The sequence below is a fragment of the Aeromonas sp. FDAARGOS 1408 genome, assembly GCF_019048665.1.
In the GTDB taxonomy this organism is placed as follows: Bacteria; Pseudomonadota; Gammaproteobacteria; order Enterobacterales; family Aeromonadaceae; genus Aeromonas; species Aeromonas dhakensis.
On the sequence record NZ_CP077394.1, the window covers coordinates 4,383,003 to 4,395,968 of the forward strand.

Annotated in this window: 12 protein-coding genes and 1 tRNA gene; 10 read left to right on the forward strand and 3 right to left on the reverse strand. The window is 61.4% G+C overall.

The genetic code is table 11. The features are described 5' to 3' along the window. The first annotated feature begins 26 nt into the window (after positions 1-26). The 9 genes from I6L38_RS20300 (at position 27) to I6L38_RS20340 (ending at position 9,209) form a co-directional block, all read left to right on the forward strand. Positions 27-1,358, forward strand: coding sequence for a glutamine synthetase family protein (locus I6L38_RS20300; RefSeq protein ID WP_005306624.1), 1,332 nt, complete (start codon positions 27-29; stop codon positions 1,356-1,358). A 175-nt stretch (positions 1,359-1,533) separates the two neighbouring features. Further along, positions 1,534-2,895 carry an aspartate aminotransferase family protein gene (locus I6L38_RS20305; protein WP_201881051.1) on the forward strand — a complete coding sequence of 454 codons (1,362 nt, stop codon included), beginning with the start codon at positions 1,534-1,536 and terminating at the stop codon, positions 2,893-2,895. Positions 2,896-2,949: 54 nt separating this feature from the next. Further along, a complete protein-coding gene (locus tag I6L38_RS20310) occupies positions 2,950-4,047 on the forward strand; it encodes a polyamine ABC transporter substrate-binding protein (RefSeq protein WP_017779519.1) in 1,098 nt (365 codons plus the stop codon). Positions 4,048-4,163: 116 nt separating this feature from the next. Continuing rightward, positions 4,164-5,249 carry a polyamine ABC transporter substrate-binding protein gene (locus I6L38_RS20315; RefSeq protein ID WP_017764857.1) on the forward strand — a complete coding sequence of 362 codons (1,086 nt, stop codon included), beginning with the start codon at positions 4,164-4,166 and terminating at the stop codon, positions 5,247-5,249. A gap of 75 nt (positions 5,250-5,324) precedes the next feature. Continuing rightward, the gene (potA, locus tag I6L38_RS20320) at positions 5,325-6,479 is read left to right on the forward strand and encodes a polyamine ABC transporter ATP-binding protein (RefSeq protein ID WP_005306611.1); all 1,155 of its coding nucleotides are present in this window, start codon (positions 5,325-5,327) and stop codon (positions 6,477-6,479) included. After that, positions 6,476-7,381 (forward strand): ABC transporter permease subunit, encoded by a 906-nt coding sequence (locus I6L38_RS20325; RefSeq protein ID WP_010635771.1) that lies wholly within the window; start codon positions 6,476-6,478, stop codon positions 7,379-7,381. The genes potA and I6L38_RS20325 overlap by 4 nt, the downstream gene beginning before the upstream one ends. After that, positions 7,381-8,223 carry an ABC transporter permease subunit gene (locus tag I6L38_RS20330; RefSeq protein ID WP_005306605.1) on the forward strand — a complete coding sequence of 281 codons (843 nt, stop codon included), beginning with the start codon at positions 7,381-7,383 and terminating at the stop codon, positions 8,221-8,223. Before I6L38_RS20325 ends, I6L38_RS20330 begins: the two co-directional genes overlap by 1 nt. 49 nt (positions 8,224-8,272) lie before the next feature. Continuing rightward, positions 8,273-8,977, forward strand: coding sequence for an MOSC domain-containing protein (locus I6L38_RS20335; protein ID WP_043170586.1), 705 nt, complete (start codon positions 8,273-8,275; stop codon positions 8,975-8,977). A gap of 155 nt (positions 8,978-9,132) precedes the next feature. Beyond that, a tRNA-Pro gene (locus tag I6L38_RS20340) sits at positions 9,133-9,209 on the forward strand. A gap of 276 nt (positions 9,210-9,485) precedes the next feature. Here the strand turns inward: I6L38_RS20340 and I6L38_RS20345 are convergent. Together I6L38_RS20345 and I6L38_RS20350 are read right to left on the reverse strand one after the other, a co-directional pair. Further along, positions 9,486-10,013 (reverse strand): hypothetical protein, encoded by a 528-nt coding sequence (locus I6L38_RS20345; RefSeq protein ID WP_005306599.1) that lies wholly within the window; start codon positions 10,011-10,013, stop codon positions 9,486-9,488. Between the two features lie 124 nt (positions 10,014-10,137). Then, positions 10,138-10,602: a thioesterase family protein gene (locus I6L38_RS20350; protein ID WP_029306122.1), complete on the reverse strand. Its 465-nt coding sequence runs from the start codon at positions 10,600-10,602 to the stop codon at positions 10,138-10,140. A 133-nt stretch (positions 10,603-10,735) separates the two neighbouring features. Between I6L38_RS20350 and recQ the strand changes: the two genes are divergently transcribed. Further along, positions 10,736-12,571, forward strand: coding sequence for an ATP-dependent DNA helicase RecQ (gene recQ, locus I6L38_RS20355; protein ID WP_043170587.1), 1,836 nt, complete (start codon positions 10,736-10,738; stop codon positions 12,569-12,571). Positions 12,572-12,660: 89 nt separating this feature from the next. Here the strand turns inward: recQ and I6L38_RS20360 are convergent, their stop codons facing one another. Beyond that, a complete protein-coding gene (locus tag I6L38_RS20360; RefSeq protein WP_216988884.1) occupies positions 12,661-12,960 on the reverse strand; it encodes a c-type cytochrome in 300 nt (99 codons plus the stop codon). Positions 12,961-12,966: the final 6 nt, after the last annotated feature.

The window sequence follows — 12,966 nt, forward strand, 5'->3', positions numbered from 1 at the left end:
TGGCAACCGTAGAGTCGGGGTTTAACATGGACAGTATCAAGGGCTGGATGGAGAGCAATCGCATCACGGAAGTGGAGTGCCTGTTTCCGGATTTCACCGGCAATGCCCGAGGCAAGATCATTCCAGCCAACAAGTTTCTGCGCGAAGGGGGCATGCGCCTGCCCGAGGTCATCTTCACCCAGACGGTGACCGGCGAGTATCCGGATGACGACAGCATGATCGACCCGCTGGAGCGGGACATGCAGCTCTATCCAGATCCCAACACCATTCGTTTCGTACCCTGGGCACTGGAGCCCACCGCCCAGGTGATCCACGACTGTTTCGACATCAATGGCAAGCTGATCGACATAGCGCCGCGCTCCGTGCTGCGTCGGGTCCTGTCATTTTACGAGAAGCAGGGCTGGAAGCCGGTGGTTGCCCCCGAGCTGGAGTTTTACCTGGTCAAGCGCAACGAAGACCCCGACTATCCGCTGGTGCCGCCCACCGGCCGCAACGGTCGCCCGGAGACGGCCCGCCAGTCGTTCAGCATCGACGCGGTGAACGAATTCGACCCCATCTTCGAGGACATGTACGACTACTGCGAGGCGCAGGAGCTGGAGGTGGACACCCTGATCCACGAATCCGGTGCCGCCCAGATGGAGATCAACTTCCTGCACGGGGATGCCATCGATCTGGCCGACCAGGTGTTCCTGTTCAAGCGCACCATGCGCGAGGCGGCCCACCGTCACGGGATTTACGCCACCTTCATGGCCAAGCCGATGAGCGACGAGCCCGGTTCCGCCATGCACATTCACCAGAGCCTGGAGGATGAGAACGGTCGCAACCTGTTCGGGGCCGAGAACGGCGGCAACTCCGAGCTGTTCATGCACTTCATCGCCGGCCTGCAGAAATACACCCCGGCGGTGACCGCGCTGCTGGCCCCCAACGTCAACTCCTACCGCCGCCTCACCTTCGGCGAGAGCGCGCCGCGCAACGTCCAGTGGGGGGTGGAGAACCGCACCTGCGGGCTGCGGGTGCCCTTCTCCGAGGCCAGCGCCCGCCGGGTGGAGAACCGCTTCGCCGGCGCTGATGCCAACCCCTATCTGGCGCTGGCCGCCACCCTGGCCTGCGGCTACCTCGGCATGATGGAGAAGCTGGAGCCGCTGCCGGAGATGAAGTCGAGCGCCTACGAGCTGCCCTACAGCCTGCCCCGCTCGCTGGAGGAGGCACTGAGCCACCTGGAGCAGTGCGATCCCATCAAGGAGATGCTGGGCGAGCGCTTTACCCGCGCCTTCGTGGCGGTGAAGCGCAAGGAGTATGAAACCTACTTCGGGGTGATCAGCCGCTGGGAACGGGAGTTCCTGCTGCTGAACGTGTGACCCGGGTGCGCGCCTGACGCGCATCGGCCTGCCGGGAGCGCCCGAGGGCGTTCCCGCTCATATCGACAATGCCGGGGCCAAGGTCAGGCTCTCCCACGCGTGAGTGGGGGAGCCCCCCTCCCTCATCCGTTGACGAACAAACATCGCTTACATCGAAGGAACCGAGGAGCAAGCAATGCAGCACACCACCCGTGAGTGGCAGCAACTGGAAGCCAGCCATCATCTGCATCCGTTTACCGATTTTCAGGCGCTGAACAAGAAAGGCAGCCGCATCATCACCCGTGCCGAGGGGGTCTATCTGGAAGACTCTGAAGGCAAGCGCATTCTGGACGGCATGGCGGGTCTGTGGTGCGTCAACCTGGGTTACGGTCGCCAGGAGCTGGTGGACGCCGCCACCCGCCAGATGCAGCAACTGCCCTACTACAACCTCTTCTTCCAGACCAGCCACCCGCCCGCTGCCGAGCTGGCGACCCTGCTGGCCGAGATCACGCCGCCGCACCTCAACCACGTCTTCTTCACCGGCTCGGGCTCCGAGTGCAACGATACCGTGCTGCGCATGGTGCGCCACTACTGGGCCAGCAAGGGGCAGCCGGACAAGCAGGTGATCATCAGCCGCCACAACGCCTACCACGGCTCCACCGTGGCCGGGGCCAGCCTGGGCGGCATGAAGGGGATGCACGCCCAGGGCGGGCTGCCGATCCCCGGCATAGTGCACATCGATCAGCCCTATCACTTCGGCGAGGGGCAGGGGATGAGCGCCCACGAATTCGGCCTGGCTCGTGCCCGTCAGCTGGAGGAGAAGATTCTGGAGCTGGGGGTGGACAAGGTGGCCGCCTTCATCGGCGAGCCGATCCAGGGCGCCGGCGGTGTCATCATCCCGCCCGACAGCTACTGGCCGGAGATCCAGCACATCTGCGACAAGTACGGCATCCTGCTCATCGCCGACGAGGTGATCTGCGGCTTTGGCCGCACCGGTCACTGGTTTGCCAGTGAAGGCTTCGGTATCAAGCCGGACCTCATGTGCCTGGCCAAGGGGATCACCTCCGGCTACCTGCCGATGGGGGCCGTGATGGTGGGGGACAGGGTCGCCAAGGTGATGGTGGAAGAGGGGGGCGAATTCAACCACGGCTTCACCTACTCCGGTCATCCGGTGGCCTGCGCCGTGGCCATTGCCAACATTACGCTTATGCAAAACGAAAGCATAGTTAAGCGAGTTCATGATAGTATCGGCCCCTATTTGCAGCGTCGCTGGGCGGAGCTGGCGGACCATCCGCTGGTGGGCGAAACCCGTGGTAAAGGCCTGGTGGCCGCGCTGGAAATAGTGCAGGACAAGCAGACCAACAGCCGCTTCCCGGCTGAGCTGCAGGCCGGTATGACCTGTCGGGAGTTCTGCTTTAACAATGGCTTGGTGATGAGGGCGGTCGGCGATACCATGATCATATCGCCCCCCTTGGTGATCACCGAGGAACAGGTGGATGAATTGGTCAATCTGGCCAGGCTCAGTCTGGATCTGACGGCGGCAAAGCTGCGGGGATAGGCGGGCGCCGGGCAGGTTGGCTTGCGCATACAATTTGCTTAGGAGACAAGGACGATGTCTTTCAAAACGGGAATGATTGCAGCCTCGGTGGCGCTGGTCATGATGAGCGGCGCGGCGATGGCCGAAGAGAAGGTGTTGCACGTCTACAACTGGAGCGACTATATCGCGCCAAACACCCTGGAAGACTTCCAGAAAGAGACGGGCATCAAGGTGGTCTACGACGTGTTCGACAGCAACGAGGTGCTGGAAGCCAAGTTGCTGGCAGGCAGCTCGGGCTATGACATCGTGGTGCCGTCCAACCCCTTCCTGGCCAAGCAGATCAAGGCGGGCGTGTTCCAGAAACTGGACAAGTCCAAGCTCTCCAACTGGCAAAACCTGGATACCTCGTTGCTCAAGGCGCTCGAACCGAGCGACCCGGGTAACCAGTACTCCATTCCTTACCTGTGGGGCACCATCGGTTATGCCTACAACCCGGAGAAGGTGAAAGCCGTGCTGGGTGACAAGGCGCCGGTGGACTCCTGGGATCTGGTGTTCAAACCGGAAAACATGGCCAAGTTGAAGGAGTGCGGTGTCTCCTTCCTCGACTCGCCGACTGAAATGCTGCCGGCCGCCCTGCAATACCTGGGCTTCAAGCCGGACAGCCAGAAGCCAGACGAGCTGAAGAAGGCGGAGGAGCTGTTCCTCTCCATCCGTCCCTACACCGCCTACTTCCACTCCTCCAAGTACATTTCGGATCTGGCCAACGGCAACCTGTGTGTGGCGGTCGGCTATTCCGGTGACTTGCAGCAGTCCAAGTCCCGGGCGATCGAGGCCAAGAACGGCATCAATCTGACCTACGTGATCCCGAAAGAGGGGGCAGGCAGCTTCTTCGACATGCTGGCCATTCCGGCCGATGCCAAGAACGTGGAAGCGGCCCATGTATTCCTGAACTATCTGATGAAGCCCGAGGTGATCGCCCAGATCTCCGACGCCGTCAGCTACCCGAGCGGGAACAAGGCCTCCGTGCCGCTGGTGTCCGAGAAGATCCGCAACGATCCGGGCATCTACCCGAGCGATGAGACCCTCAAGAAGATCTACACCTTCCCGGATCTGCCGGCCAAGGTGCAGCGTCTGATGACTCGTAGCTGGACCAAGATCAAGTCAGGCAAGTAAGTGAAGAGTGCCCCTCCCGGTCCGCAGTTCGGCCGGGAGGGTGGTGACCCACCCGACAGGTTGGACGGCGCGTATGGATGCGCACTGGCAAATCACACATAAAGAGGACTGAGTAAGTGCACATGACCAAGATAGCTACGCTGGCCCTGACCCTGGGGTTTGCAAATCTGACCCAGGCAGCCCCTGTGGTTCATTTTTACAACTGGTCCGACTATATCGGCGAGACCACCCTCAGCGACTTCCAGCAAAAGACCGGGATCAAGACCGTCTATGACGTGTTTGACTCCAACGAGACGCTGGAAGGCAAGCTGCTGACCGGCCGTACCGGTTACGATCTGGTCGTGCCCTCCAACAATTTCCTGGCCAAGCAGATCAAGGCGGGGGCCTTCCAGAAGCTGGATCCCGCCCTGTTGCCCAATCTGGCCAATCTGGATCCCGTGCTGCTCAAGCAGCTCGACAAGGTGGATCCGGGCCATCAATACGCCGTGCCTTATCTGTGGGGCACCAACGGCATCGGTTACAACGTCGAGAAGGTCAAGGCGGTGCTGGGGGTCGACAAGATCGACTCCTGGGCGACCATCTTCGAGCCGGAAAACATGAAGAAGCTCTCCCACTGCGGGGTGGCCTTCCTCGATTCGGCGGACGAGATGATCCCGGCGGCGCTCAACTATCTGGGGCTCGACCCCAACAGCCATGAGCCGGCGGACCTCAAGCGGGCCGAAGAGCAGCTGCTCAAGGTGCGCCCCTACGTGGCCTACTTCCACTCCTCCAAGTACATCGGTGATCTCGCTAATGGCAACATCTGCGTGGCGGCCGGCTTCTCCGGTGACATCCTGCAAGCGGCGGCGAGGGCCGAGGAGGCGGGCAAGGGGATCAAGATCGCCTACAGCATTCCGAAGGAGGGGGGCAACCTCTGGTTCGACATGATGGCGATCCCGGCCGATGCCACCAACGTGAAAGAGGCGCACGCCCTCATCAACTACATTCTCGAGCCTGACGTCATCGCCAAGGTGAGCGATTACGTGGGGTATGCCAACCCCAACAGCAGGGCGGGAGAGTTCATGGAGAAACGCGTGCGCGAAGACGAATCCGTCTATCCACCCCAGGCGGTGCTGGAACGGCTCTATGTGCAGCAGGCACATCCCCGTGCGGTGCAGCGTCTGATCACCCGGAGTTGGACCAGGATCAAGTCCGGAACCTAACCTTGGCGCCCGTCCCGGGGCGCCAGACTGTTTTATGGATCGGCCCCGGCCGGTATTACCTTTGGGAGTTTGGTAATGGCGATAGCCTCCAGTGCCTACAAGAAAGCCCTCGAGGGCAGCCAGCAACGCAAAGAAGTGCTGGTCAAGATAGACAGGGTAAGCAAGCAGTTCGATGAAACGCTGGCGGTCGACAACGTGTCCCTCAACATCCACAAGGGCGAGATTTTCGCCCTGCTGGGCGGGTCCGGCTCCGGCAAGTCGACCCTGCTGCGGATGCTGGCGGGGTTCGAGCGCCCCACCGAGGGGCGGCTGTTCCTCGACGGCGTCGACATCACCGACATGCCGCCCTATGAGCGTCCCATCAACATGATGTTTCAGTCCTACGCCCTGTTCCCCCATATGACGGTGGCGCAGAACATCGCCTTCGGTCTCAAGCAGGACAACCTGCCCAAGGCGGAGATCGACGCCAGGGTAGAGGAGATGCTCAAGCTGGTGCAGATGACCCAGTATGCCCGCCGCAAGCCCCATCAGCTCTCCGGTGGCCAGCGTCAGCGGGTGGCGCTGGCGCGCTCGCTAGCCAAGCGGCCCAAGCTGCTGTTGCTGGATGAGCCCATGGGGGCGCTCGACAAGAAGCTGCGTTCCCAGATGCAGCTGGAGCTGGTCGAGATCATCGAACGGGTCGGGGTTACCTGCGTCATGGTGACCCACGATCAGGAAGAAGCCATGACCATGGCCGAGCGGATCGCCATCATGCACCTGGGCTGCATCGAGCAGATCGGCAGCCCGATGGATATCTACGAAACCCCGGCCAGCCGGCTGGTGTGCGAGTTCATCGGCAACGTCAACCTGTTTGACGGCCTGCTGGTGGAGGATGAGCAGGACCACGCCACCATCGCCTGCGCCGATCTGGAGCAGCCCATCTACGTGGGCCATGGCATCAGCTCCCGCGCCGAGAACAAGAAGGTGACCTACGCCCTGCGGCCGGAAAAGCTGCTGATGAGCCTGCAAAAGCCGGTGGAGATCGAGCATCCGGACTTCAACTGGACCAAGGGCGAGGTCTACGACATCGCCTATCTGGGCGGTCATTCGGTTTACTACATCCAGTTGCCCTCGGGCAAAATCGTTCAGGCTTTCATCGCCAACGCCGAACGCCACGGCAAGCGGCCGACCTGGGATGACCAGGTGTTCCTCTACTGGGAAGATGACAGCGGCGTGGTGCTGCAATCATGATGGCATTGAAACGACTGAAGTCGTTGGGGGGGCGGCAGCTGGTGATCGGCATCCCGTTCTTCTGGTTGTTCCTGTTCTTCCTGCTGCCCTTCATCATCGTCGTGAAGATCAGCTTCGCCGAAGCGGACGTGGCGATCCCGCCCTACACCGACGTGGTGAGCTGGGCGGACAATCAGCTCACCATACTGCTCAACATGGGCAACTACCTGCTGCTGCGAGAGGATGAGCTCTACATTGCGGCCTATCTCGGCTCCCTCAAGATGGCCCTGGTCAGCACCATTCTCTGCCTGCTGATCGGTTATCCCATGGCCTACTCCATTGCGCGGGCCAACAAGGAGACCCAGACCGTACTGCTGCTGCTCATCATGATGCCGACCTGGACCGCGATCCTGATCCGGGTCTACGCCTGGATGGGCATTCTCAGCAACAACGGCCTGCTCAACAGCCTGCTGATGGGCATCGGCCTCATCGACGAGCCGCTGCAGATCCTCAATACCAACCTGGCGGTCTACATCGGCATCGTTTACTCCTACCTGCCGTTCATGGTGCTGCCGCTCTACGCCAACCTGGTCAAGCATGACCAGAGCCTGCTGGAGGCGGCCTCCGATCTGGGGGCCCGCAACCTGACCCGGTTCTGGCGGATCACGGTACCGCTCTCCAAGAACGGCATCATCGCCGGCTGCATGCTGGTGTTCATTCCGGTGGTGGGCGAGTTCGTCATTCCGGAGCTGCTGGGCGGCCCCGAGACCCTGATGATAGGTAAAGTGCTGTGGCAGGAGTTCTTCAACAACCGCGACTGGCCGGTGGCCTCCGCGCTGGCGGTGGTGATGCTGGCGGTGCTGATCATCCCCATCATCCTGTTCAACCGTAACCAGGCCAAAGAGCTGGAGGGCAAGGCATGATGAGACGTTTCGGTTTTGCCAAGCTGATGCTGTGGCTGGGGCTGCTGTTCATCTACCTGCCCATGATCATCATGGTGATCTACTCCTTCAACGCCTCCAAGCTGGTGACGGTATGGGGGGGCTGGTCGCTGAAGTGGTACTTCGGCCTGCTCGACAACAAGCAGTTGATCAGCTCCGTGTTGCGCTCGCTGGAGATTGCCTTCTACACCGCCATCTCGGCGGTGGCGCTGGGGACGGTGGCGGCCTTCGTGTTGACCCGGATCCCGCACTTCCGCGGTCGGACCCTGTTCGGCGGCATGGTGACGGCGCCGCTGGTGATGCCCGAGGTGATCACCGGTCTCTCCTTGCTGCTGCTGTTCGTGGCCATGGCCCAGCTGGTGGGCTGGCCTGCCGAGCGGGGCATGGTGACCATCTGGATAGCCCACACCACCTTCTGTACCGCCTATGTGGCGATCGTGGTGTCGGCGCGGCTGCGGGAGCTGGATCTCTCCATCGAGGAGGCGGCCATGGATCTGGGGGCCAAACCCTGGAAGGTGTTCTTCCTGATCACCATTCCGATGATCGCCCCCTCGCTGGCAGCGGGCGGCATGATGTCGTTTGCCCTGTCGCTGGATGATCTGGTGCTGGCGAGCTTCGTCTCCGGCCCGGGTTCGACCACCCTGCCGATGGAGGTCTTCTCGGCGGTGCGGCTTGGGGTTAAGCCCGAGATCAACGCGGTGGCCAGCCTGATCCTGCTGTCGGTATCGCTGTTCACCTTCGGCAGCTGGTATCTGATGGCCAAGGCTGAGAAACGCCGCCGTGCCGAGATCGCCATGACCACACAGATGCAGGCAGTCGCCTGACCCCTCACATGATAAGATCCGCATTCTCTCGTCAATCCGGAGGATGAGAATGCGGATCTCCATCTTTAGCGGCCAGGGTGCCGAACTGGTTCCCGGTCTTGTCAGTGCCATCCACAAACAAGCCACCACCATACCGCTCTGGTGCGGCGTCAGCGGTCTCGCGGGCGACGAACAGTGCGACCAGCGCCACCATGGCGGCCCGGATCGGGCGCTGCACTACTATCCCGCCGATCACTACCCCTGGTGGCACAACTGGCAGACGGCGCTGGGCCTAGCGGCCCCGCGTACCCCCTGGCAGCCCGCCGCCTTTGGCGAGAACCTCTCCGGGGTCGGGTTGACCGAGGCGCAGGCCTGCATCGGCGATGTCTATCGGCTCGGCGAGGCGCTGATCCAGATAAGCCAGCCCAGATCGCCTTGTTTCAAGCTCAACCAGCGTTTCGGCTATGGCCAGATGTCGCAGGTGATGCAGCTCAGTGGCCGCTGCGGCTGGTTGCTGCGGGTGCTGGAGGAGGGGATGGTGATGCCGCAGGAGCGACTGGAGCTGGTGGACAGACCCTACCCTGAGCTCACGGTGAAGCGTACCGCCGATATCCTGTTCAATCAGCTACGCAACGAGGCGGACCTGCTGTTGCTGCTGGAAAATCCGGCCCTCTCGCCCAACTGGCGCAAGCATGCGGCGGACTGGCTGGAGCACGGCACGATTGCGGATTGGCAACGCCGGTTGCTGGGGCCTGAGTCGCTTCGTCTGCCCTGAGGCTGGGTTAGCGAAATGTCACCGTCCGGCTGCATTTCGGTAAAACGGCGGGGGGAGTGCTGAATAGTTGAGCGAACAGCACTTTTTTTCCTTTTTAATGCAAAAAAGGCTTGTGTCGGGTCGGGGCTTTCGGTAAATTCCCGTCCCGCAGACATCGGTGTGTAGCGCAGCTTGGTAGCGCACTTCGTTCGGGACGAAGGGGTCGGAGGTTCGAATCCTCTCACACCGACCACATTAGAAAAGGCCGCTCAATAGAGCGGCCTTTTTGCATTTGGCTTTCGCCTAAGCAGAGGCTGGCTCCAACGCTGGCAGTCGTACGATGGTATGCGATGCCTCGCAGCCTCGCAGCCTCGCCTATCTCGTTTGCAGGATTGCCCTGTGTCAGACAATAAAAGGGCCACCGCTCGGTGGCCCAGGGTGGAGTCTGATCCTGACTCCGGCACTCTAGATTGTGGCAATCTCTCGTTGGGTTCTGTCTATGGTGCCCTCCTTGCGCGCCAGGCGCCTGTTAGATATGCCAGTGCTGATGCCGCAATGCCTTGAAGCTGTGTTGAGGTTGCAAGGCCGCGTGCTTGGGGTACTCACTAATGAAATGTTCTATTCCCTCCATCAGTTGTTCGCGTAATGAAGACACGGGCTCATGCCAGGCTTGCAGGCACAGATGGCCAGGGATCAGCTGCTCCTGATAATCTTCCAGCAGCTGTTCTGGCCAGGGCTCAATACCGGAATTGCGTTGCAGCAAATAGTGGGCGGCGGGTTCACGGGCATAGATGAACTGAATCTGGGCCAGATCGCGTTGGCTTAGCGTTTGACTGTTGATGTGACAGGTCAGGTATTTTCCCGTCTTCAGATCCAAGAAGTGACCGCGTTGCCGACAGGCTATGATGCGATACCAGGGCAGGGGCGAACAGAGAGAGTATCCCTCAAGCTCCTGTTCCAGCCAGTGGCGACACTCGGGTGTCTGCACCTCGTCGAGCATGGACTCGAGCTGCCTCAACAAGGCTCTGGATGGTTTGGTGGCCAGTTTCGCACTCATCGCCTGCAATCCTCCCTCTGCACACAATCCCGACTTTCAGTATGAACCCCGTGGCGGCAGAGGGGGTAAGGTTTCTAATGATTAAAATCAGATTAGCAGCGCTGTTTTTATGCAATGAGCGGGTTCAGCCCACCAGATAGGTGCCGGTACCGAAGGCGATATGGGTGCCTTCTTCGTTGTGCAGTTCCATCCGGGCAACGGCCACCTTGCTGCCGGCCCGGATGATGTGGGCAGTGGCGATGAACTCGTTGCCGCGCCCCGGCCGCAGATAGTCCACCCGCAGATCGATGGTGCCGAGGCGGGAGAAGCGCTCCTTGAGATAGCTGGGGGAGAAGTCTTCCAGCTCGTCGATGCAGGAGGCGGCGACTATCATGCCGCCGGCCACGTCGAGCAGGCTGGCGGTTACGCCACCGTGCAGGATGTTGTGGAAGGGATTGCCAATCAGCTTCTCCTCCATCTTGATGCGCAGCTCCACCTTGTCGAAGTCGTAGTGGGTGACCTGCATGCCGATCAGCTTGTTGAAGGGCATCCTCTCGGCGAACAGGTTGGCAATGCCACTGAGCGCCATCTTCTTGAGCATCTGTTTCATTCCTTGAGTCCAATCCCTGTCGGCATAGCCGAGTAAAAACTCCAGCCAGTCTGCAACACTTCCATAACAGTCGCAATGGCAGGTTTATTGTGGGCGGCGGCTGCTTTAGAATGGCGACCCCAAAGGAGAGCCCATGACCGTCATTGCCGAAACCCTGCCTGACCCTCAGCCAGAGAACCCCCTTGCCCTGTTGCAGGCGGTGTTCGGCTATCAGCAGTTTCGGCCGGGTCAGCTCGAGATCATCGAGCAGATAGTGGCGGGGCGCGATGCGCTGGTGCTCAAACCCACCGGCGGCGGCAAGTCGCTCTGCTACCAGATCCCGGCGCTGCTGCGGCCCGGGCTCGGGGTGGTCGTTTCTCCCCTCATTTCGCTGATGAAGGATCAGGTGGACAGCCTGCGCGCCAACGGCGTGGCGGCGGTCTATATCAACTCGGCCCTGAGCCGGGAGGAGATGATCCAGAACTTTGCCGCCATGCGGCGCGGCGAGATAAAAATCGTCTACGTCTCTCCCGAACGCCTGCTGCAGCACGAATTCATGGACCGGCTGGCGGAGCTGCCGCTCGGCCTGTTCGCCATCGACGAGGCGCACTGCGTCTCCCAGTGGGGACACGATTTTCGGCCGGAGTATGCGGCGCTGGGCCGGCTCAAGCAGTGGTTCCCCCAGGTGCCCGTGGTGGCGCTCACCGCCACCGCCGATGAGGCGACCCGCAGCGACATACTGCACCGGCTGGAATTGCAGGATCCCTTTATCCACACCGCCAGCTTCGACCGACCCAATATTCGCTACAGCCTGGTGGAGAAGTTCAAGGCGGCCGAGCAGCTGCTGCGCTATGTGCAGAGCCAGAAGGGCAACTGCGGTATCGTCTACTGCTCCAGCCGCAACCGGGTGGAGGAGGTGGCCGAGCGGCTCTCCCGCCACGGCTGCAAGGCAGCTCCCTATCATGCCGGACTGCCCCTCGAGCTGCGCCAGCAGACCCAGGAGGCCTTCCTCAAGGATGACATCGAGATAGTGGTGGCGACGGTGGCGTTCGGTATGGGGATCGACAAGCCCAACGTGCGCTTCGTGGTGCACTACGACATCCCGAAGAACATCGAATCCTACTATCAGGAGACCGGCCGTGCCGGCCGCGACGGCACCCCGGCCGAGGCGCTGCTGCTCTACGATCCTGCCGACATCGGGCGGGTGCGCCGGCTGCTCGACAACATCGAAAACCCCCAGCAGTTGCAGGTGGAGCAGTACAAGCTCAACGTGATGGCGGCCTTCGCCGAGGCGCAGACCTGCCGCCGTCAGGTGCTGCTCAACTACTTCGGCGAATACAACGACAAGCCGTGCGGCAACTGCGACATCTGCCTCGATCCGCCCAAGAGCTATGACGGCACCGAAGACGCCCAGAAGGCGCTCTCCTGCGTCTGGCGGGTGGGTCAGAACTTCGGGGTAGGTTATGTGGTGGAGGTGCTGCGAGGCTCGCTCAATCAGCGCATCAAGGATCACGGCCACGACAAGCTCTCGACTTACGGCATCGGCAAGGATCAGAGCCACGAGTACTGGATGAGCGTCATCCGCCAGCTGATCCACAAAGGGTTGCTGACCCAGAACATCACCCGCAACCTGGTGCTGCAGCTGACCGAGGCTGCCCGCCCCGTGCTGCGCGGCGAGGTGAAGCTGGAATTGGCGGTACCCCGCCTGCAGCCCATCTCCAGCCGCAAGGAGAAGCGCAACGGCCTGCTCGACAACGCCAATTACGACAAGCGGCTGTTCAAGGAGCTGCGGGCGCTGCGCAAGCAGATCGCCGAGGATGAAGAGGTGCCGCCCTACGTGGTGTTCAACGATGCCACCCTGGTGGAGATGGCGCAGCTCATGCCAATGACGGAAGACGAGATGCTGGCGATCAACGGCGTCGGTCACCGCAAGCTGGAACGCTTCGGCGAAGCCTTTATGGACCTGGTCATCGACTACTGCCGCCGGTAGGGGAGATTCGCAAGGCGTTATCGGCCGCGGCGGACTCAGGCCCGTGCGGTACATCAGGGGAGTGGCGCCCGTTGGCCGGACGCCGTGAATTATTTCAAGCTGGCGTAATAGGCTGCCAGGTTCCCCATGTCTGCCTCGGTGAGCGGCGCCATGAAGGGCACCATCAAAGGTTCCTTGCGGCTGCCATCCTTGAAAGCCTTCAGCTGTTTCACCAGATAGGGGGCGTTCTGTCCTGCCAGATGGGGATAATTGGGGATCAGAGCCCTGCCTTCGGCCCCATGACAGGCGGCGCATACGGCGGCCTTGGCCTTGCCAGCCTCGACATCGGCCGCCTGGGCCGGCCCCCACAACAACAGCAACAGGGGCAGGGCGCCCAACCATCTTTGCATCTTCTT